This window comes from Amycolatopsis sp. NPDC098790 (genome assembly GCF_044759945.1).
GTDB lineage: Bacteria > Actinomycetota > Actinomycetes > Mycobacteriales > Pseudonocardiaceae > Amycolatopsis.
On record NZ_JBIWAI010000005.1, the window covers coordinates 620,956 to 640,043 of the forward strand.

Consider the following 19,088-nt stretch of genomic DNA (forward strand, 5'->3'; position numbering starts at 1 on the left):
AGCGCCGTGCCGCTCGTGACCGCCGCCGCGATCGCCGGGATCGCCGAAGGACCGCAGCTCACGGCCTTGTTCGCCATCCGGCACCGGGAAGCGCCGGAGCACGTGCGGGCTCAGGTGTTCACGACGGCGGCGAGCGTGAAGATCACCGGGCTGGCCGCCGGAGCGGCCGTCGCCGGACCGCTGGCGAACTGGTCGCTCACGGCGTGCCTGATCACCGCCGCGGCCGTCCAAATAGGAGCCGCGGCGAGCTGTCTGCGCAGGTCAGAACGCCATCGCCTGCGCGCGCCGCTTCACCTCGGTGCCGTGGCTGGTGCGCAGGGCGTTGATCGGCGTGCTGCCCGGCAGCGTGTCGTCGGCGGTGAAGAGCCAGCGCAGCATCTCGGTCCGCGAGAAGCCGGAGTCGGCGAGCACCGTGATCGTGCCGGTCAGGCCCTTGACGACGCCGTCCTTGACGAAGAAGTCGCTGGGTACGCACAGGTCACCGCCGCGCTTGAGGGCGATCAGCTGCCCGTCGCGCAGCATCTGGCGGACCTTGTTGGCGGAGGTCCCGAGGACGTTCGCCACCTCCGCCAGCGGCAGAACCGCGATGGCGGTGTCGAGGACGTCGTCGGCGACAGGAATCCCACTCACACGTGACACTCTGCCACATTCCGCACTCACTCCCGCTAGTGCGCACGGGTGACCCGCGAGGTCTCCTCCACGAACCGTGTGCGGTTCCGTACGATCCATACTCGTGACTCGCACCCAACCCGGCCTGGTCGGCACGCTCCTCGAGCGGCGCTACCGGGTGGACCGGCTGCTCGCGCACGGGGGGATGTCTTCCGTCTACCGGGGGACGGACACCCGGCTGGACCGTCCGGTCGCGATCAAGATCATGGACCCGCGGTTCGCCGACGACCGGTCGTTCGTGGACCGCTTCGTCCGGGAGGCGCAGTCGGCGGCGCAGCTGCACCACCCGCACGTCGTGGCGGTGCACGACCAGGGGTTCGACCTGCCCCAGGGCGCCGAGTCGGGCCTCGCGTTCCTGGTCATGGAACTGGTCGACGGCGGGACCCTGCGCGACCTGCTGGACGAGAAGGGCCCGCTGGACGTCGCGCTGGCGCTGAGCGTGGCCGAGCCGGTGCTGTCGGCGCTGGCCGCCGCGCACCGGTCCGGGCTGGTGCACCGGGACGTCAAGCCGGAGAACGTGCTGATCGGCCGGACCGGGCCGCACACCGGCGGCGCGGTGAAGGTCGCCGACTTCGGCTTGGTGCGGGCCGTCGCGAGCGCGGGCACGACCAGTTCGAGCGTCATCCTCGGCACGGTCGCCTACCTCTCGCCGGAGCAGGTCGAGACCGGCGCGGCGTCCGCGCGCGGCGACGTCTACTCGGCGGGCATCCTGCTCTACGAAATGCTGACCGGGCAGGTGCCCTACACCGGCGACACCGCGATCTCGGTGGCCTACCGGCACGTGAACGACGACGTCCCGCGACCGAGCGCGCTGCGCCCGGACCTGCCGCCGGAGCTCGACGAGCTGATCACGCGCGCGACCCGGCGGGACCCCGAGCTGCGGCCCGCCGACGCCGGGGAGTTCCTGACCGAGCTGACGGCGGTGCGCGCGCGGCTGGGCCTGCTGCCGGTGACCGTCCCGGTCCCGGTGTCGCACGGCCAGGGCGACCTCGCCGACACCGAGCGCACGCTGCCGCGGATCCCGCAGGTGGCGCCGGACAGCGAGAAGACGATGCCGGTGCACCGCCCGAACGCGACGCGGGCGCTGAGCCACCCCGGCACCCCGCCCCCGGGCATCACCCAGCAGATCCCGCCCGTGCGGCCGCCGGTGGCGCGGCGCCGGAGCGAGCCGGAGCCGGAGAAGCCGGCCGACAACCGGAAGCGGATCGCCATCATCGCCGGCGCCGTGCTGCTGTTCGGCGGGCTGATCACGGCGTTCATCTTCATGCTCACCGACACCGGCGGCGACAAGACGGCGACCGTGCCCAAGCTCGTCGGGCTCAACCAGGCCGCGGCGGGCGACGCGCTGCGCGCGGTGAAGCTGACCCCGCAGTTCAGCCAGGAGTACGACAACTCGGTGCCGTCGAACACCGTGCTGCGCGCCGAGCCCGCCGAGGGCACGCCGCTGGCGCCGAACTCGACGGTGTCGGTGGTGCTGTCGAAGGGCCGCCCGACCGTGCCGGACGTCCGGCCGGGCACCGCGCTGCCCGACGCCGAGCAGGCGATCAAGGCGTCGCAGCTGACGCCGGTCCGCGGCACCGACGACTACGACGCCGAAGTCCCGCAGGGCGCGGTCATCCGCACCACGCCGTCGGCGGGCAGCCAGCTGAACATCGGCGGCCAGGTCACGATCATCGTGTCCAAGGGCCCGATCCCGCTGCCACCGGTCCCGGACGTCGCCGGGCGGAGCAAGGACGAGGCGTTCCAGCTGCTGCAGCAGGCCGGGTTCGAGCCGTTCCAGGCGGGCGAGGAGTTCAGGCAGGACGTCCCGGGCGGCGCCGTCACCCGGACCGACCCGCCGGCGAACTCCCAGGCCAAGGCGAAGCGGATCGGCGTGTTCGTCAACAACGCCGTCCAGGTGCCGGACGTCCGGTTCCGCTCGTTCGACGACGCCCAGAAGATCCTCGAGCAGGCCGGCCTGAAGGCCGACCGCGACGGCGGGCGGGGCCGCGGCAACGGCGGCGGGTTCGACTTCGTCTTCGAGCAGGACCCGCAGCCGGGCACGTTCGTGCAGAAGGGCAGCAAGGTCAAGCTGAAGGGCTTCGGGGGATGATCGGCAGCCGAGGCCGCGTGACCGGCACGATCGGCCCCGGCCTCATCGGCGAAGTCCTGCTGAACGTCCGGGGCGGCACGGAGGCGTTCTACGCCTACCCGGCCGACCCCGGCGAGACGTTCAGCTCCGGCACCCAGGTGCTCGTCGTGGACTTCGAACCCCCGCGGACGGTTTATGTCGAGCGGTGGCAACCGTTGAGCCGCTGACGGCGTCGAAGGGGCACCAACACACCCACAACAGAAGAGCGAGGGGGTCGGTGCCATGAGTCTCGTGGAAATCCTGCTGTATTCGGTGGGTGGGCTCATCGTCGCGCTGGTGGTGATCTTCGGGATCCTGCGGCTGCTGTACAAGGTCGCCGAGCCGAACGAAGCGCTGATCATCTCCGGCCTCGGCGTCCGCGTCGACCGCGCGGACACCGCGGACAGCCTGGGCTTCAAGATCATCACCGGCCGCGGGGTGAACGTCCTGCCCGGCTTCCAGACCGCGCGCCGCCTGTCGCTGGACACGCGCGGCGTCAACCTCCAGGTTTCCTGCGTGACCAAGCAGGGGCTGCCGGTCACCGTCCGGGCCGTCGTCATCTACAAGGTCGGCGACGACTTCGCCTCCATCGCCAACGCCGCCCGCCGGTTCCTGGACCAGCAAAAAGGCATGAACGACACGATCCACGAGCTGTTCTCCGGGCATCTGCGCTCGATCGTGGGCGGGTTGACCATCGAGGAGATGATCCACAACCGGGACGCGCTGACCGGCGAGGTCCGCCAGTCGTCGGCGACGGAGATGATCAAGCTGGGGCTGATCGTCGACTCGCTGCAGATCCAGGAGATCGACGACGAGTCCGGCTACATCCTGAACCTGGGCAAGCCGCACGCCGCCGCGGTCGCCGCGTCGGCCCGCATCGCCGAGGCGCAGCGCGACCAGGAGGCCGCCGAGGTCGAGCAGGTCTCCGCCGCGAAGAAGGCGGCGGCGGTCCGCGAGAGCCAGATCCAGCAGGCCGGCTACCAGGCCGAGGTGGACCAGGCGCGGGCGAAGGCGTCGCAGTCGGGCCCGCTGGCCGAGGCGACGGCGCGCCAGGAGGTCGTCGTCCAGGAGACGCGCGCGGCCGAGCTGGAGGCGGCGCTGGCCGAGCAGCGGCTGCAGTCGCAGGTCCGCAAGCCGGCCGACGCGAAGGCGTACGACACGCGCACGGCGGCCGACGCGGCCCGTGACGCATCGATCGCGAAGGCGCAGGCCGAGGCGAAGGAGACCGAGCTGCGCGCGGCGGCGGACGCGACCCGCGTGAAGACGGCGGCGGAGGCCGAGGCGCAGGCCACGAAGGCGCGTGCCGAGGCGACGGCGGGCGCGACCCGGGCGACCGGTGAGGCGGAGGCGGCCGCGGCCAAGGCCCGCGGTCTCGCCGAGGCGGAGGCTTCGAAGGCCCGCGGCCTGGCGGAGGCCGAGGCGGCACGCGCGAAGGGTCTCGCGGAGGCGGACGCGATCAAGGCCCGCGCGGCGGCGCTGGCGGACAACCAGGAAGCGGTGGTGGCGCAGCAGCTGGCCGAGCGCTGGCCGGAGATCGTCGAGGCGGGCGCGAGCGCGTTCGGCAACGTCGACCACATGGTCGTGCTCAACGGCGCGGACGGGATGTCGGACATGTTCGCCAAGGCGCTGTCGCTGGGCGGGACCGGCCTCGGGTTGGCCCGGCAGCTGATGGACGCGATGGGCAAGCCCGCCGAGAAGGAGCTCGACGAGTCCGCGCGGACGAACGGCGAGCTCAAGCTGACCGACTAGAGCTCGCTCGCTGAGCGACCGGCGGATCACGCTGCGTACGGCCCTGGTGTCCCGGATCACGGGAGGCAAGGGCCGTACGCCCGTTCGGGGGCGGCAATTCCCCGGCCGGTGTCCTACCGTGGGCGCATGGTGCCGGACAGCGTGTCGCGGGCCGCCCGATGAGCAGCTTCTTCACCGGCGGTCCCCGCGAGCGTCCCCTGTTCCCCGTCCCGGAACAGGAGCTCTACGCGTTCAACGGCCGGCACTGGACCGATCCGCCGCGCGAGTACATCGTCCCCGCCGTGCTGCCGCTCTCGCAGCCGCTGGGCCGGTCCGAGCGCACGGTCGTCGCGCTGCGGGCCGTCGAGGTGTGGCCGGAGGCGCTCACGCTGCGCATCACGGTCTACTCCCGCGACAGCCTGGTCGACGACCCCGCCGAGGGCCTCATCGACCACCGGCGCAAGCCCGACTACAACGGGCTGCTCATCGGCGTGCTCTACGCCGACGGCAGCCGGGCGAGCTCCGAGGCCGTCTCGGTGCCGTCGGCGTCCGAACCGGAGGAACCGGTGCTGCGGGCGCACCCCGTCGGCGGCACGCGCTTCGCCGTCGAGCACGAAGTGTTCCTGTGGCCGCTCCCGCCGGCCGGCCCGCTGAAGCTGGTCGTCCAGTGGACCGACCGTTCCATCCCCGAGACGCGCACGACGCTCGACGGCGGCGCGATCCGGGCCGCGGCGAAGGACGCCGCGGAAATCTGGCCGGGGCTGGGCAAGCGGCAGGTGAACGGCCTGCCGGTGCGCCGCGTCGGCAAGCAGGTGGCGCTCACCCCCGAATGGGGGCCCGCCGTCGTCCCGGAGCACCCGGACGCCGCCCCGGGTGAGTGAACGTTCTTGATCTGTGACCCCGGGCACCGGAGCCTGGGGTATCTCGAATGGATTAACGGGGTGAGTAGTTAGCGTCGTGGAAACACTTCGACCACCCGGCTGTCACGCCGGGCTGGTGTTGTGGGTTCCCCTCCCTTCCGAACGCACGTGGCCGTGCACACCCGCGAACCCGGAAAGGTCGCCCATGGCAGGCTCGCCGCTCAGCGCGCTCGACGTCGCTTTCCTGTGCCTGGAAAGCGAAAACTCCCCGATGCACATGGGGGCGGTGGTCACCTTCACCGCCCGGGGCCCGGTGGACCCCGCCGCGCTGACCGCGTTGCTGGCCGAGCGCGCCGCCCGGCTGCCGAAGCTGCGCCAGCGCGCCCGCGCCGAGCTGTTCCCGCCGGGCTCGGCCAGCTGGGCCGAAGACCCGGACTTCGTTGCGGCGGACCACATCCACCACGTGACCCTCAGCTCGCTGTACGAACCGGACCCGCTGACCGCGTACGCGTCGCGGTGGATCGCCGAGCCGCTCGACACGTCCCGGCCGCTGTGGCACCTCACCCTCGTCACCGGCCTGCCGGACGGGAAGTTCGCGCTGCTGCTGAAGCTCCACCACGCGCTCACCGACGGCGCCGGCGCGTACGCGGTGGCGGCCGGCCTGCTCGACGGCGTCAAGCTGCCGGAGCGGATCTCCCCGCCGTCCCGGCCGATCCCGGCCCCGAGGTCCACTTTGGACACGGTGAAGGACGCGCTGGGCACGGTCTGGGGCCAGGCGAACGAGACGGCCGGGATCGCGTCGTCGCTCGTGCGGGCCGCGCGGCCGCCGCTGTCGCCGGTGTCGGCGCCGCAGTCGGCCGAGCGTCGGCTCGGGTTCGTCCGGCTGCCGCTGCCGGAGCTGCGCCGCGTGCGCAAGGCCCACGGCGGCACGACCAACGACGTCGTGCTGGCGGTGCTGTCCGGCGCGCTGCGCGAATGGCTGGTGAACCGCGGCCACCGCGCCGACGGGCGCACGCTGCGCGCGCTGATCCCGGTGAGCGTGCGCGGCCGGGCGGCGGACCAGCTCGGCGGCAACAAGCTGTCGGGGTACCTGTGCGACCTGCCGGTCGGCGAGGACGACCCGGTCGAGCGGCTCCGGGTGGTCCGCCGCGCGATGACGCGCAACAAGGCGGCGGGCCCGAGCCGCGGCGCGGGAGCGTTGCCGCTGCTGGCCGGCCGCGTCCCGCCGCTGCTGCACCGCCTGGGCACGCGCACGGCGGGCCTGGCCGCGCCGATGCTGTTCGACCTGGTGATCACGACGGTCCCGGTGCCCCCGGCCCGGCTGTCCCTGGGCGGCGCCCGGCTGGCGGAGGTGTACCCGTTCGTCCCGCTGGCCCCGCGCCACGCGGTCGGCATCGCGGTGGCGACGTACCGCGACTCGGTCCACATCGGACTGCAGGTCAACGGCGCGGCGGTCCCGGACGTGGGTTCGCTGCGGGACGCGGTCCTGAAGTCCGCGGCCCGGCTGGTCGACGCCTCCTGACTCAGGGGGTGACCCCCACCACCTCGAGGAACGCCAGCGCCTCGGCGCTGCGGGAGCCGGGTGGCGCGGTGTAGAGCACGAGGTGCTGGTCGCTGTCGGGCAACACCAGCGAGTCGCAGTCGACCGTCACCTCGCCCACCTGCGGGTGGCGGAACGTCTTGGTCAGCACCGGCGTCGCCTGGACGTCGTGCCGCTCCCACAGCCGGGCGAAGTCGGCGCTGCCCGCGCGCAGCTCGTCGACCAGTCCGCGCACCGCCGGGTCGGCCGGGTAGCGGGCCAGGGTGGCGCGCAGCTCCATCACGACCGTGAGCCGGAACTCGGCGGCGTCGGACACGCCGTACAGCGCCGGCCCGAGGAACGCCTTGCGGGCGAGGTTGCGCCGCTCGGGCGGGACGACGGCGAAGTCCTCCATGAGCGCCGCCGCGAGGTCGTTCCACGCCAGCACCTCGAACGTCGCCGAGATGACGAACGCGGCCGTCTGCGGCAGCCGCTGCAGCAGCGCGAGGATGCTGGGCCGCACGTCACGGCGGTGCACGTCGTTCCGGATCGGTGCGGTGCCCGCCACGACGTGCAGGTGCTCGGCCTCGGCGTCGGTCAGCCGCAGGGCCTCGGCGATCCCGGCCAGGACCTCGCCCGACGGCCGCGGCGCCCGGCCCTGCTCCAGGCGGACGTAGTACTCGGTGGAGATGTGCGCGAGCACCGCGACCTCCTCGCGGCGCAGGCCCGGCGTTCTCCGACGCGGCCCGGCGGGCAGGCCGACGTCCTGCGGCCGAAGCCGCTCACGACGGCTGCGGAGGAACGCCCCCAGCTCTTGCTTGTCCACCTCTCCAGTATGCGGAGGCCCCGGCGCCGGATCCTGGTACGGCTTGTGCCTGCCTCCGGGGCGCGGACCGGGGCAGCGTCGAAACCATGACGAACACTTCTTCGATCGGCCTGCTCACCGGCAAGGTCGTCCTCATCACCGGCGCCAGCCGCGGCATCGGCGCGGCCGCGGCCCGCCTCTTCGCCCAGGAAGGCGCGGCCGTGGTGCTGGCCTCGCGCGGCACCGAAGCCCTCGACCGCATCGCCGCCGAGATCCGCGCGGAGGGCGGCACGGCCGACGCCGTCGCACTGGACCTGGCCGACTCCGCGAGCATCCGGGCGGCCGTCGACCACGTCGAGCGGCTCCACGGCCGCCTCGACGGCGCGTTCAACAACGGCGCGGCCATCCAGCAGCCCGGTCCGCTGGAGACGACCACCGCGGAGGACATCGACCAGCAGTTCGCGGTCAACTTCCGCGCGCACTGGACCGCGATGACCGCCGAGGCCGCGCTCATGCGCCGGGGCTCGGGCGGGGCGATCGTGAACACGTCCAGCATCGGCAGCCGCCGCGCCAACCCCGCCCTGCCCGCCTACGGCGCCATGAAGCGGGCGCTGAACAGCCTCACCGAGACCGCCGCCGTGACCTGGGGCCCGCACGGCATCCGGGTCAACGGCCTCACCCCGGGCGGCACCGCCACGGACATGATCGACGCGTGGGAAGCGGCGACGCCCGGGATCGTCGAGCGGATCACCGCGTCGGTCCCGCTCGGCCGCATGGCCGAGCCTCGCGAGGTCGCCGAAGCAGCCGCGTGGCTGCTCAGCGACCGCGCGTCGATGGTGACCGGCGCGATCGTGCCGGTCGACGGCGGTGCCGGGGCCTAGCTAGCTGCGGAGCATCTCCGCGACCAGGAACGCCAGCTCCAGCGACTGCTGCGTGTTCAGCCGCGGGTCGCAGGCGGTCTCGTACCGGCCGGACAGGTCGATGTCCGAGATCTCCTGCGCCCCGCCGAGGCACTCCGTGACGTCCTCGCCCGTCAGCTCCACGTGGATGCCGCCCGGGTAGGTGCCCAGCTGGTTGTGGACCTCGAAGAAGCCCTGGACCTCGTCGACGATCCGGTCGAAGTGGCGGGTCTTGTAGCCCGTCGACGACTCGTGCGTGTTGCCGTGCATCGGGTCGCACTGCCAGATGATCTTGTGGCCGGAGGCCTCGACCTTCTCCACGATCGCCGGCAGCACCTCGCGGACCTTGCCGTTGCCCATCCGGGAGATGAGCGTCAGGCGGCCCGGCTCGAAGCGCGGGTCGAGCCGCTCGACGTACTCCAGTGCCTGCTCGGGCGTGGTCGTCGGGCCGATCTTCAACCCGATCGGGTTGGCCAGCAGCTCGGCGAACGCGATGTGCGCGCCGTCCAGCTGGCGGGTCCGCTCACCGATCCACAGGAAGTGCGACGACAGGTTGTACAGCTTCGGGTTCGTCGCGTCGGCCTTGTCGAGCCGCAGCATCGAACGCTCGTAGTCGAGCAGCAGCGCCTCGTGGCTGGCGAAGATCTCGGTGGACTGCAGCGAGGTGTCCGTGACGCCGCAGGCCGACATGAACCGCAGGCCGCGGTCGATCTCGTTGGCCAGCGCCTCGAAGCGCTGCGCCGCCGGGGACGCCGAGACGAAGTCCTTGTTCCAGTCGTGCACCTGGTGCAGGTCGGCCATGCCGGCGCCGGTGAGGGCGCGGACCAGGTTCATCGCCGCGCCCGCGTTCGCGTACGCGCGGATCATCCGGCCGGGGTCGGGCACGCGCAGCTCGGGCTTGGCGACGAGGGAGTTGATGATGTCGCCGCGGTAGACCGGCAGGCCCAGCGCGTCCGTGCCCGCCGAGCGCGGCTTCGCGTACTGGCCGGCGATGCGGCCGACCTTGACCACCGGCAGGCTCGCGCCGTAGGTCAGCACGACCGCCATCTGCAGCAGCGTGCGCAGGTTGGCGCGGATGTGCGGCTCGGTGTTGGACTCGAACGTCTCCGCGCAGTCACCGCCCTGCAGCAGGAACGCCTCGCCGCGGGCGACCATCGCGAGCCGGCTCTTGAGCCGGTCGATTTCGGCCGGGACGGTGATCGGCGGCACGCTCTCCAGCACGCCGCGGACCCGCCGGGTCGCGTCCGGGTCGGGCCACTCCGGCTGCTGCGCGGCGGGCAGGGCGAGGGCCTTGTCGAGCCGCGCGCGCAGCTCCGGCGGCAGCGGCGGCAGTTCGGGCAGGGTGTCGACGGGGACGTCCACAGTCCAGTTCACGAACACCAGGATAGGGTTCCCGCCCGGCTCCGCTTCGCCCGGTTCGCCTCTGAGCTGGCAATCCGCTGGAAGTTCGTCCGGGACGGTCGCCGTTTTCCCCGTTGAGCTGGGGACTCACGTTGCACCGGCGCCCGGGAAGTCCGCACGGCGGGAGAACCCGCCGTGCGGACGGCCTTCAGCAGGGAAGTCCCGACGCGAACGTTCCCACCACGTTCGTGCGCGAGAACGCCGGCACCCGCAGCAGCGTGCCGGTGTACTTCTCGCCGGTGAACAGGCACCAGGTGTACTGGCTCCCGTTCTGTTCGGTGACCGCGGTAAACGGCGGCGCGATCGACGGGGTCGGCGCCGCCAGGCACAGCGACGTGGTGCCGAACCCCACCAGGACGAGGCTTTCCGGGATGCAAGCCGTGGTCCGCGCGGACGCGGCCGGGGCCGTCAGCAGCAGCGCGGCCAGCGCGGACACGGTGAAGAACACCATTCTTTTCATGATTTTTCCCCTCATTTCCCCAGTGAGGGGGAAACCACCCCCTCAGTTCCCAGATTGGCAGGAACCGTCCGCCGCCGGGAAGACCCCGTCACGCAGATAGCCCAGCACCGCCGCGTTCCCGCAAGCGTTGTCCCGCGTGAAAACCCCGTGCCCGCCCGCGTCGACCGTCACCATCCGCGCCCGGTTCCCGAATGCCGCTCGCGTTTCGCGGGCGCCCGACAGCGGGGTCGCCGGGTCGCGCTCGTTCTGCACCAGCAGCACGTCCGCCGGGCCCGGGCCGCCGATGCGCACCGGGGGTTCGGCTCGCTCGACGGGCCAGAACGCGCACGGGTTCACGTTCGCCGCCGCCGGGCCGAACATCGGGTTCCGCTGCCGTTCGCGCTCGACCGCGTGCTGGTAGTAGCCGACGTGCTCGGGCCAGTCGGAGTCGTTGCAGATCACCTGCAGCTGGAGGGCGGCGCGGGTGTCGCCGTCGAGCGGACCCGCCGCGATGCGCGCGGTACCCGCCCATTCCGCGGCCAGTGCGGGGAACCGCTCGTCGTCGTAGAGCCCGTTCCACGTGTCCGAGCGGAACTCCGGACCCCGCACGGCGGCCAGTTCGGAGAACTTCGCCGTCACCGCCGCCGGCGTCCGACCCAGGTGGTAGACGTCGTCGCGGGCGGCGGCCCAGGCGGCGAAGTCCGGGAACCGGTCGTCGAACCCTTCGGCGAAACGCTGGTTGGCTCGGACGTCGAGGCCGGCCGGGCCGAGGACGCTGTCGAGCACGATCCGGTCGCTGCGGTCCGGGAACATCGACGTGTAGGCGGCGCCCAGATAGCTGCCGTACGAGACGCCGTAGTAGGAGATCTTCCGCTCCCCCAGCGCTTCCCGGATCCGGTCGAGGTCGCGCGCGGTGTTCGCGGTCGTCATGTGCGGCAGCAGGTCCTTTGTGGACGCTTCGCCGCACTGCCGGGCCACCACCCGCGCTTTGGCCGCGGTCGCGACGACGTCCCGCGGGCCGTCCGCGTACGGGCCGAGCACGGCGCCGCGCTGCTCGGGCGTCATCGCGCACGTGACGGGCGTGCTGTAGGCGGTGCCGCGCGGGTCGAACCCGATGACGTCGTAGGCGTCCGGCAGGCCGGAGCCGCCCGTCCGCTGCACCAGCTGGGCGGGCATGGCGAGCCCAGGACTGCCCGGGCCGCCGGGGTTCATCAGCAGGACACCGCGCCGCTTGCCGGGGACACCGGCGTGCCGGGAGAGCGTCAGCTCGATCGTGCGCTCGGGGTGTGCGTAGTCAAGCGGGACGCGCAGGGTCGCGCATTCGAGCCCGGCCGTGGGTGACGGCGACATGCCGTAGTCCGGGCACGGCATCGTCCACTTGAGACTCGGGGACGCGTCCGCCGGTGGCGCGGCGAGCAGGGGCAGGAAAGCCAGGAGTACCAACGATTTCCGCATACCCCGAGCCTGGCCCGGCGGGCGGACGCGGGCGTCAGCCCAGGGGCCGGACCCGCAGGTCCTCCCCTGGGCTGACGGCGGTCACGCGGCTTGCGCGCGGTTGTACAGGTTCTGCGCGTCGGCGCCGAAGTACGGCCCGAACATGTACCCGGGCAGGAACGTGTACCCGAAGCTGTTCACCGAAGCCTGCACGCCGGCCCCGGTGCCCTCGGTGAACGACAGGAACCACGGCCCGCCGCTCGACCCGCCGGTCATGTTGCACCGCATACCGTGGTCCTGGGTCAGCAGGAAGTCGGTGAAGGTGCTGCCGCTGCAGTAGATCAGCTTCGTCCCGTCGTAGGGCGACGCGGCCGGGTAGCCGAAGGTGTACATGCTCTGGTTCTTCGGCTGGTTGAAGGCGATGCCCTGCGCGCCGACGACGTCGGTGAGCCGCTGCCCGTTGAGCGGGTTCACGACGGCCATACCGACGTCGTAGTTCATGTCCTCACTGGCTTCCCACTGCGGCGTCGTCAACGTCGACTTGGCGGCCCACTGGCCGTAGGGCGCGTTGCCGTTGTTGTAGCCGGGGACGAAGACCCATTCGGTGTGCCAGGTGCCCTGGTACTTGACGCAGTGCCCGGCGGTGACGACGACGCTGCCGTTGGTGCTGGTCACGGCGTCGCCGGAGCAGGACGCTTTCTGGCCGTTGAAGAGGAAGAACACGCGGCCCGCGGTCTGGGTGACCTTGCCGCCGCCGGTCCAGGCGCCCCCGCCGTTCGGGATGCTCTGGATGATCGCGCTCTGCCCGCGCGCCACGTCTCTCGGCGTGAAGGCGGGCGCTTTCACGAGGTTGTCCATCGGGACGGCCGCCCGCATGGCATCGGGCGTCCAGAAGGGTTTCGGCGCGGCCTGGGCGGGCGCGCCGGCCAGGGCGAACGCGAGGGAGAGGATCGCGGTGACGACCGCTGCTCGGAAAGTCGTGTGCTTCAAGACGCCCCACCTTCCGCGGAAGTGAATTGTCGCAAAAGCGGCACAGCTACTCGAAAGTAGTTGGCCGTGTACGCAGAGCACAGCCACCAGACGGAGCAATGGTTCGAAACGGTCGAAGGCCCCTCACCAGCGGCGAGGGGGCCTTCGACCGGGAAATCAGACGACGGCGAGGGGCAGCGCCGTCGGGTGGACCGGCGCCGGGAGGTCCGAGGCTCCCGTCAGGAACGCGTCGACCGCGTTGGCCACCGAGCGGCCCTCCGCGATCGCCCACACCACCAGCGACGCGCCGCGGTGGGCGTCGCCGCAGACGAACACCCCCGGGGTCTCCGTCTGCCAGTCCGCGCCGCACGAGAGCGTGCCGCGCTTGGTCAGCGACAGGCCGAGCCCGTCCAGCAGCGGCATCTCCTCGACGCCCTCGAAGCCGATCGCCAGCAGGACCAGGTCCGCCGGCAGCGTCTCGACCTCGTCGTTGACCGGGATGACCTCGCGGCGGCCGGTCGCCGCGTCCTTCTGGACCTTCACCTGCTGCAGCTCGACCGCCGTGACGCGGCCTTCGGTCCCGACGAACCGCTTGACCGCCACCGCGAACTTGCGCTCGCCGGCCTCCTCGTGCGCCGGGTAGGTGCGGAGGATGTACGGCCACGTCGGCCACGGCGACCGCTCGTCGTCCCTTGTGGACGGTGGCATCGGGTACTGGTCCAGCTGCGTCACCGACAGCGCGCCCTGGCGGGTGGCCGTGCCGTAGGAGTCGGCGCCGGTATCGCCGCCGCCGATGATCAGGACGTGCTTGCCCTTCGCGTCGATCGACGGCGGGCCGTCGCCCTCCACGAACTTGTTGGCCGGCACCAGGTGTTCCATCGCCAGGTGGACGCCGGCCAGCTCGCGGCCCGGCGTCGTCGTGTCGTCGCGGCCGCGCAGCGCGCCGACCGCGAGCACGACGGCGTCGTACTGCGCGCGCAGGTCCTCCACCGTCAGGTCGACGCCGACCTCGCAGCCGGTGACGAACCGGGTGCCCTCCTTGCGCAGCTGCGCGAGGCGCCGGTCGAGGACCTTCTTCTCCATCTTGAACTCGGGGATGCCGTAGCGCAGCAGGCCGCCGAGGCGGTCGTCGCGCTCGAACACCGTGACCTCGTGGCCGGCGCGGGTCAGCTGCTGGGCGGCGGCCAGGCCCGCGGGACCCGAACCGACAACGGCGACGCGCTGCCCACTGGACACTTCGGACACCTGCGGCTGGACGTAGCCCGCTTCCCAGGACTGGTCGGCGATCGTCTGCTCGACGCGCTTGATCGCCACCGGGCCGCCCGAGAGCGGCGAGACGGACAGCACGCAGCCGGCCTCGCACGGCGCCGGGCACAGCTTCCCGGTGAACTCGGGGAAGTTGTTGGTGGCGTGCAGCCGGTCGCTCGCCGCGGCCCAGTCGCCGCGGCGGACCAGGTCGTTCCACTCCGGGATCAGGTTGCCCAGCGGGCAGCCGGAGCCGCCGGAGTGGCAGAACGGGATGCCGCAGTCCATGCAGCGGGACGCCTGCTTGCGCACCTTTTCGTTGCGCTCGCCCGGGTCGACGTCCGCGTAGACCTCGCCCCACGAGTGCAGCCGGTCCTCTCGTGCCTTCTTCTTCGGCTCTTCGCGGTCGTACTTGAGAAAACCGGTCGGGTCAGCCACGAGCGGCCTCCATGATCGCCTCGTCGACGTCGCGGCCGGCGGCCTTGGCCGCCTTCGCCGCGTCCAGGACCCGCTGGTAGTCGCGCGGCATCACCTTCGTGAACGCCACGGACCGGCGCGGCCAGTCGCCGAGCAGCGAGGCCGCCACCGCGGAGCGGGTGAGATCGTGGTGCTGCTGCACCGTTTTCTTGAGCCAGGCCAGGTCGTCCGCGGTCGGCTTGAGCAGGTCCACCATGTCCTGGTTGACCTTCTTGCGGTCGACGTCGAGCACGAACGCCATGCCGCCGGACATGCCCGCCGCCAGGTTCCGCCCGGTCGGGCCGAGCACCACCGCGCGGCCGCCGGTCATGTACTCGAAGGCGTGGTCGCCGACGCCCTCGGCGACGACCGTGGCGCCGGAGTTGCGGACGCAGAAGCGTTCGCCGACCTGGCCGCGCAGGAAGATCTCGCCGCCGGTGGCGCCGTAGGCGATCGTGTTGCCCGCGATCGTCTGCGCCTCGGCCGCGAACGCCGCGTCCGGGTCGGGCCGGACGACGATCCGGCCGCCGGACAGGCCCTTGCCGACGTAGTCGTTCGCGTCGCCGACCATGTCGAGGGTGATGCCGCGCGGCAGGAACGCGCCGAGCGACTGGCCCGCCGACCCGGTGAGCGTGACGTTGATCGTGCCCTCGGGCAGGCCGTCGCCGCCGTAGCGGCGGGTGATCTCCGAGCCGAGCAGCGTGCCGACGGTCCGGTTGACGTTGCGCACCGGCAGCTCGATGTTGACGTGGTGCGCGTCTTCCAGGGCCGCCTCGGCGAGCTGGATGAGCGTGCGGTCCAGCGCGTGCTCGAGGCCGTGGTCCTGGCCGCGGGTGCGCCGCTTCGCGCCGCCGTACGGGGTCTCCGAAGGCATCTCGAAGATCGGCGCGAGGTCCAAACCGGACGCCTTCCAGTGGTCGACGGCCTCGTCGGTGTTCAGCAGCTCGGCGTGGCCGATGGCCTCGTCGAGCGTCCGGAAGCCCAGCGTCGCAAGGGTTTCCCGGACTTCTTCGGCGACGAACTTGAAGAAGTTGACGACGTGGTCAACCTGGCCGGTGTAGCGCTTGCGCAGTTCCGGGCTCTGCGTGGCGACGCCGACCGGGCAGGTGTCGAGGTGGCAGACGCGCATCATGATGCAGCCCGCGACGACGAGGGGGGCCGTCGCGAAGCCGTACTCCTCGGCGCCGAGCAGCGCCGCGATGACGACGTCGCGCCCGGTCTTCATGGCGCCGTCGACCTGCACGGTGATGCGGTCGCGCAAACCGTTGAGCAGCAACGTCTGCTGGGTCTCGGCGAGGCCGATCTCCCACGGCGTGCCCGCGTGCTTGAGCGAGTTCATCGGGGACGCGCCGGTGCCGCCGTCGTGACCCGAGATGAGCACGACGTCCGCGTGCGCTTTGGACACTCCCGCCGCGACGGTGCCGACGCCCAGCGAGGACACCAGCTTCACGTGGATGCGGGCGTGCTCGTTGGCGTTCTTGAGGTCGTGGATCAGCTGGGCCAGGTCCTCGATGGAGTAGATGTCGTGGTGCGGCGGCGGCGAGATGAGGCCGACACCCGGCGTGGAGTGCCGGGTGCGCGCGATCCACGGGTACACCTTGTTCGGCGGCAGCTGGCCGCCCTCGCCGGGCTTCGCTCCCTGCGCCATCTTGATCTGGATGTCGTCGGCGTTGACGAGGTACTCGCTCGTGACGCCGAACCGTCCACTCGCGACCTGCTTGATCGCGCTGCGGCGCTCGGGGTCGTAGAGCCGCTCGGGGTCTTCGCCGCCCTCGCCGGTGTTGGAGCGGCCGCCGATGCGGTTCATCGCGATGGCCAGGGTTTCGTGCGCCTCGGCCGAAATCGAGCCGTACGACATCGCGCCGGTGTTGAAGCGCTTGAAGATCGCCTCGGCGGGCTCCACCTCGTCGAGCGGGATCGGCTCGCGGACGCCGTCGCGGAAGGAGAACAGCCCGCGCAGCGTGCCGCCTTCGCGGTAGAGGCGGTGCACCTCGTCGGTGTACTTGCGGTACACCTCGTCACGGCCGGTCTTGGACGCGTGCTGCAGCAGGAACACCGTCTCCGGCGTGAACAGGTGCAGCTCGCCCTCGCGGCGGTAGGCGTACTCGCCGCCGGTGTCGAGTCCACGGTGGACTCGTTCGGTCGGGTTGTCCGGGTACGCGCGGCGGTGGCGCACGGCCACCTCTTCGGCGAGCACGGTCAGGCCGACGCCGCCGAGCTTCGACGACGTCCCGGTGAAGTACTCGTCGAGCAGGTCCTGGGCCAGGCCGAGGGATTCGAAGACCTGGGCGGCGGTGTACGCGCCGACCGTCGAGATGCCCATTTTGGACATGATCTTCAGGACGCCCTTGACCAGCGCCTGCACGTAGTTCCGGATCGCCTTGCCGGGCTCGATGCCGGTGACCGCGCCCTGCCCGATCATGTCCTCGATGGTCTCGAAGGCCAGGTACGGGTTGACCGCGGCGGCGCCGTAGCCGAGCAGCAGCGCGATGTGGTGCACCTCGCGGGCGTCGCCGGATTCGACGACCAGCGCGACGCGCAGGCGTTCCTTGGTGCGGACCAGGTGGTGGTGCACCGCGGAAACCAGCAGCAGCGACGGGATCGGCGCCATCCGGTGGTCGGAGTCCCGATCGGACAGCACCAGCGTGCGCGCGCCGGCCGCGATCGCCTCGGACGCCTCACGCCGGACGCGTTCGATCGCCCCGGCCAGCGCCTCGGCGCCGCCGTCCACTTCGTACAGTCCGGAAAGGACGCTGCACGCGAAGCCGGGGAGGTCGCCGTCGTCGTTGATGTGGATGAGCTTCGCGAGCTCGTCGTTGTCGATGACGGGGTACGGCAGCTTCAGGTGCCGGCAGGACGCCGGGCCGGGGGCCAGGAGGTTGCGCTCCGGGCCCATGATCCGCGCCATGCACGTGACGAGCTCTTCGCGGATCGCGTCCAGCGGCGGGTTGGTCACCTGCGCGAAGTTCTGCTTGAAGTAGTCGTAGAGCAGGCGAGATCGCTGGGACAGCACCGCGGGCGGGGTGTCGGAGCCCATCGAGCCGATCGGCTCGGCACCCTTCTCGGCCATCGGCGCGAGCAGGATCTTGAGCTCTTCTTCGGTGTAGCCGAAGGAAAGCTGGCGGCGCAGCACCGAGTCGTGGCTCTGCACGACGTGGTCGCGGTCGGGCAGCTCGGCGATCTTCAGCAGGCCCGCGTGCAGCCAGCCTTCGTACGGGAGCTTGCCGGCGAGCGCGGACTTGACCTCTTCGTCGTCCACGATCCGGCCGGCTTCGGTGTCCACCAGGAACATCCGGCCGGGCTTGAGCCGTCCCTTGGCCACGACGTCCTTCGGGGCGACGTCGAGGACGCCGGCTTCGCTGGCGAGGACGACGCGGTCGTCGGCGGTGCGCCACCATCGGGCCGGGCGCAGGCCGTTGCGGTCCAGGACCGCCCCGACGAGCGTGCCGTCGGTGAAGGTGACGCACGCCGGGCCGTCCCACGGCTCCATGAGACTGGCGTGGAACTGGTAGAAAGCGCGGCGCTCGGGCTTCATGGTGGCGTGGTTTTCCCACGCCTCCGGGATCATCATCAGCACGGCGTGCGGCAGCGACCGGCCGCCCAGGTGCAGCAGCTCGAGGACCTCGTCGAAGGACGCGGAGTCGGACGCGTCCGGCGAGCAGATCGGGAACAGCCGGGACAGGTCGCCGGGGATGAGCTCGGACTCCAGCAGCGCCTCGCGGGCCCGCATGCGGTTGCGGTTGCCGCGGATGGTGTTGATCTCGCCGTTGTGGGCCACGAACCGGAACGGGTGGGCCAGCGGCCACGACGGGAAAGTGTTGGTGGAGAAGCGGGAGTGCACCAGCGCGATGGCGCTTTCCAGGCGTTCGTCGCGAAGGTCGTCGAAGAACGCCGGCAGCTGCTCCGGCGTCACCATTCCCTTGTAGACGATCGTCCGCGAGGACAGCGACGGGAAGTACGTGCCGCAGCCGGAGTTCGCGCTTTCGTGCTCGACGCGCTTGCGCAGGCAGAACGCGAGCCTGTCCAGCTCCAGACCGGTTTTTCCGTCCGCCGTCACGTAAAGCATGGCGAAGTGCGGCATGACCGAGCGGGCGGTGGGGCCGATGTCGGCGCGGTCGGCGTCGACCGGGACCTCGCGCCAGCCGAGGACCTCCAGGCCCTCTTCGACGGCGATGCGTTCGGCCAGCCCGACGGCCTTGCGGCGCTGCTCGGCGTCTTCGGGCAGGAACGCGATGCCGGCGGCGTAGGCGTGGTGGCCGTGCTCGTCGGGTTCGGGAAGCGCGAAGCCGGCTTCGGCGCGCAGCAGCTTGTCGGGCAGCTGCAGCAGGATGCCGGCGCCGTCGCCGCTGGTGGGTTCGGCGCCGGCGGCGCCGCGGTGGTCGAGGTTGGTCAACGCGGCCAGGCCGTCGGTGACGATGCCGTGGGAACGGCGCCCGCGGATGTCGGCCACCATGGCCACACCGCAGGAGTCCTGTTCGGTCTCCGGGTCGTAGAGACCCTGCTTGCCGGGAATGGCGGAGAAGATCATGAAGGGACCTCCTTCGTCGTCTTGTC

14 protein-coding genes are annotated in these 19,088 nt (G+C 71.7%); 6 read left to right on the plus strand and 8 right to left on the minus strand.

The window, feature by feature from the left end; genetic code table 11:
* Positions 1-261: 261 nt before the first annotated feature.
* A complete protein-coding gene (locus ACIQWX_RS36460) occupies positions 262-630 on the minus strand; it encodes an Rv2175c family DNA-binding protein (protein ID WP_400881460.1) in 369 nt (122 codons plus the stop codon).
* Between the two features lie 103 nt (positions 631-733).
* On the opposite strand from ACIQWX_RS36460, the gene pknB reads away from it, so the two are divergent.
* From pknB to ACIQWX_RS36485, 5 genes are all read left to right on the plus strand, one after another.
* Positions 734-2,761 carry a Stk1 family PASTA domain-containing Ser/Thr kinase gene (gene pknB / locus ACIQWX_RS36465; RefSeq protein ID WP_400881125.1) on the plus strand — a complete coding sequence of 676 codons (2,028 nt, stop codon included), beginning with the start codon at positions 734-736 and terminating at the stop codon, positions 2,759-2,761.
* On the plus strand, positions 2,758-2,967 hold the full coding sequence (locus ACIQWX_RS36470) for a hypothetical protein (protein WP_400881127.1): 210 nt from the start codon (positions 2,758-2,760) through the stop codon (positions 2,965-2,967). The genes pknB and ACIQWX_RS36470 overlap by 4 nt, the downstream gene beginning before the upstream one ends.
* A gap of 55 nt (positions 2,968-3,022) precedes the next feature.
* Positions 3,023-4,528, plus strand: a complete 1,506-nt coding sequence (locus ACIQWX_RS36475) for an SPFH domain-containing protein (protein ID WP_400881129.1) — start codon at positions 3,023-3,025, stop codon at positions 4,526-4,528.
* 158 nt (positions 4,529-4,686) lie between these two features.
* The gene (locus tag ACIQWX_RS36480) at positions 4,687-5,388 is read left to right on the plus strand and encodes a hypothetical protein (protein ID WP_400881131.1); all 702 of its coding nucleotides are present in this window, start codon (positions 4,687-4,689) and stop codon (positions 5,386-5,388) included.
* Positions 5,389-5,572: 184 nt separating this feature from the next.
* Positions 5,573-6,889, plus strand: a complete 1,317-nt coding sequence (locus tag ACIQWX_RS36485; RefSeq protein ID WP_400881133.1) for a wax ester/triacylglycerol synthase family O-acyltransferase — start codon at positions 5,573-5,575, stop codon at positions 6,887-6,889.
* A gap of 1 nt (position 6,890) precedes the next feature.
* Here the strand turns inward: ACIQWX_RS36485 and ACIQWX_RS36490 are convergent, their stop codons facing one another.
* Entirely contained in the window at positions 6,891-7,712 is an 822-nt protein-coding gene (locus ACIQWX_RS36490; protein WP_400881134.1) for a helix-turn-helix transcriptional regulator, read from the minus strand.
* Positions 7,713-7,798: 86 nt separating this feature from the next.
* On the opposite strand from ACIQWX_RS36490, the gene ACIQWX_RS36495 reads away from it, so the two are divergent.
* Positions 7,799-8,572 (plus strand): SDR family NAD(P)-dependent oxidoreductase, encoded by a 774-nt coding sequence (locus ACIQWX_RS36495; RefSeq protein WP_400881136.1) that lies wholly within the window; start codon positions 7,799-7,801, stop codon positions 8,570-8,572.
* On the opposite strand, the gene ACIQWX_RS36500 is transcribed toward ACIQWX_RS36495, so the two are convergent.
* The 6 genes from ACIQWX_RS36500 to gltB all read right to left on the minus strand — a co-directional run bounded on the left by ACIQWX_RS36500 (position 8,573) and on the right by gltB (position 19,062).
* Positions 8,573-9,964, minus strand: coding sequence for a class II 3-deoxy-7-phosphoheptulonate synthase (locus ACIQWX_RS36500; protein ID WP_400881138.1), 1,392 nt, complete (start codon positions 9,962-9,964; stop codon positions 8,573-8,575). It lies immediately after the preceding gene.
* Positions 9,965-10,139: 175 nt separating this feature from the next.
* Positions 10,140-10,451: a hypothetical protein gene (locus ACIQWX_RS36505; RefSeq protein WP_400881140.1), complete on the minus strand. Its 312-nt coding sequence runs from the start codon at positions 10,449-10,451 to the stop codon at positions 10,140-10,142.
* Between the two features lie 42 nt (positions 10,452-10,493).
* Entirely contained in the window at positions 10,494-11,885 is a 1,392-nt protein-coding gene (locus ACIQWX_RS36510) for an alpha/beta hydrolase (protein WP_400881142.1), read from the minus strand.
* Positions 11,886-11,966: 81 nt separating this feature from the next.
* Positions 11,967-12,854, minus strand: a complete 888-nt coding sequence (locus tag ACIQWX_RS36515) for a trypsin-like serine peptidase (RefSeq protein WP_400881144.1) — start codon at positions 12,852-12,854, stop codon at positions 11,967-11,969.
* A gap of 156 nt (positions 12,855-13,010) precedes the next feature.
* The gene (locus ACIQWX_RS36520; RefSeq protein WP_400881146.1) at positions 13,011-14,516 is read right to left on the minus strand and encodes a glutamate synthase subunit beta; all 1,506 of its coding nucleotides are present in this window, start codon (positions 14,514-14,516) and stop codon (positions 13,011-13,013) included.
* The gene (gene gltB / locus ACIQWX_RS36525) at positions 14,509-19,062 is read right to left on the minus strand and encodes a glutamate synthase large subunit (protein WP_400881148.1); all 4,554 of its coding nucleotides are present in this window, start codon (positions 19,060-19,062) and stop codon (positions 14,509-14,511) included. The genes ACIQWX_RS36520 and gltB overlap by 8 nt, the downstream gene beginning before the upstream one ends.
* Positions 19,063-19,088: the final 26 nt, after the last annotated feature.

Coding starts and splice junctions, on each gene's coding strand:
- ACIQWX_RS36480 (WP_400881131.1), top strand. CDS start 4,687: ATGAGCAGCTTCTTCACCGGCGGTCCCCGCGAGCGTCCCCTGTTCCCC.
- gltB (WP_400881148.1), bottom strand. CDS start 19,062: ATGATCTTCTCCGCCATTCCCGGCAAGCAGGGTCTCTACGACCCGGAG.
- ACIQWX_RS36510 (WP_400881142.1), bottom strand. CDS start 11,885: ATGCGGAAATCGTTGGTACTCCTGGCTTTCCTGCCCCTGCTCGCCGCG.
- ACIQWX_RS36505 (WP_400881140.1), bottom strand. CDS start 10,451: ATGAAAAGAATGGTGTTCTTCACCGTGTCCGCGCTGGCCGCGCTGCTG.
- ACIQWX_RS36475 (WP_400881129.1), top strand. CDS start 3,023: ATGAGTCTCGTGGAAATCCTGCTGTATTCGGTGGGTGGGCTCATCGTC.
- ACIQWX_RS36495 (WP_400881136.1), top strand. CDS start 7,799: ATGACGAACACTTCTTCGATCGGCCTGCTCACCGGCAAGGTCGTCCTC.
- ACIQWX_RS36485 (WP_400881133.1), top strand. CDS start 5,573: ATGGCAGGCTCGCCGCTCAGCGCGCTCGACGTCGCTTTCCTGTGCCTG.
- ACIQWX_RS36470 (WP_400881127.1), top strand. CDS start 2,758: ATGATCGGCAGCCGAGGCCGCGTGACCGGCACGATCGGCCCCGGCCTC.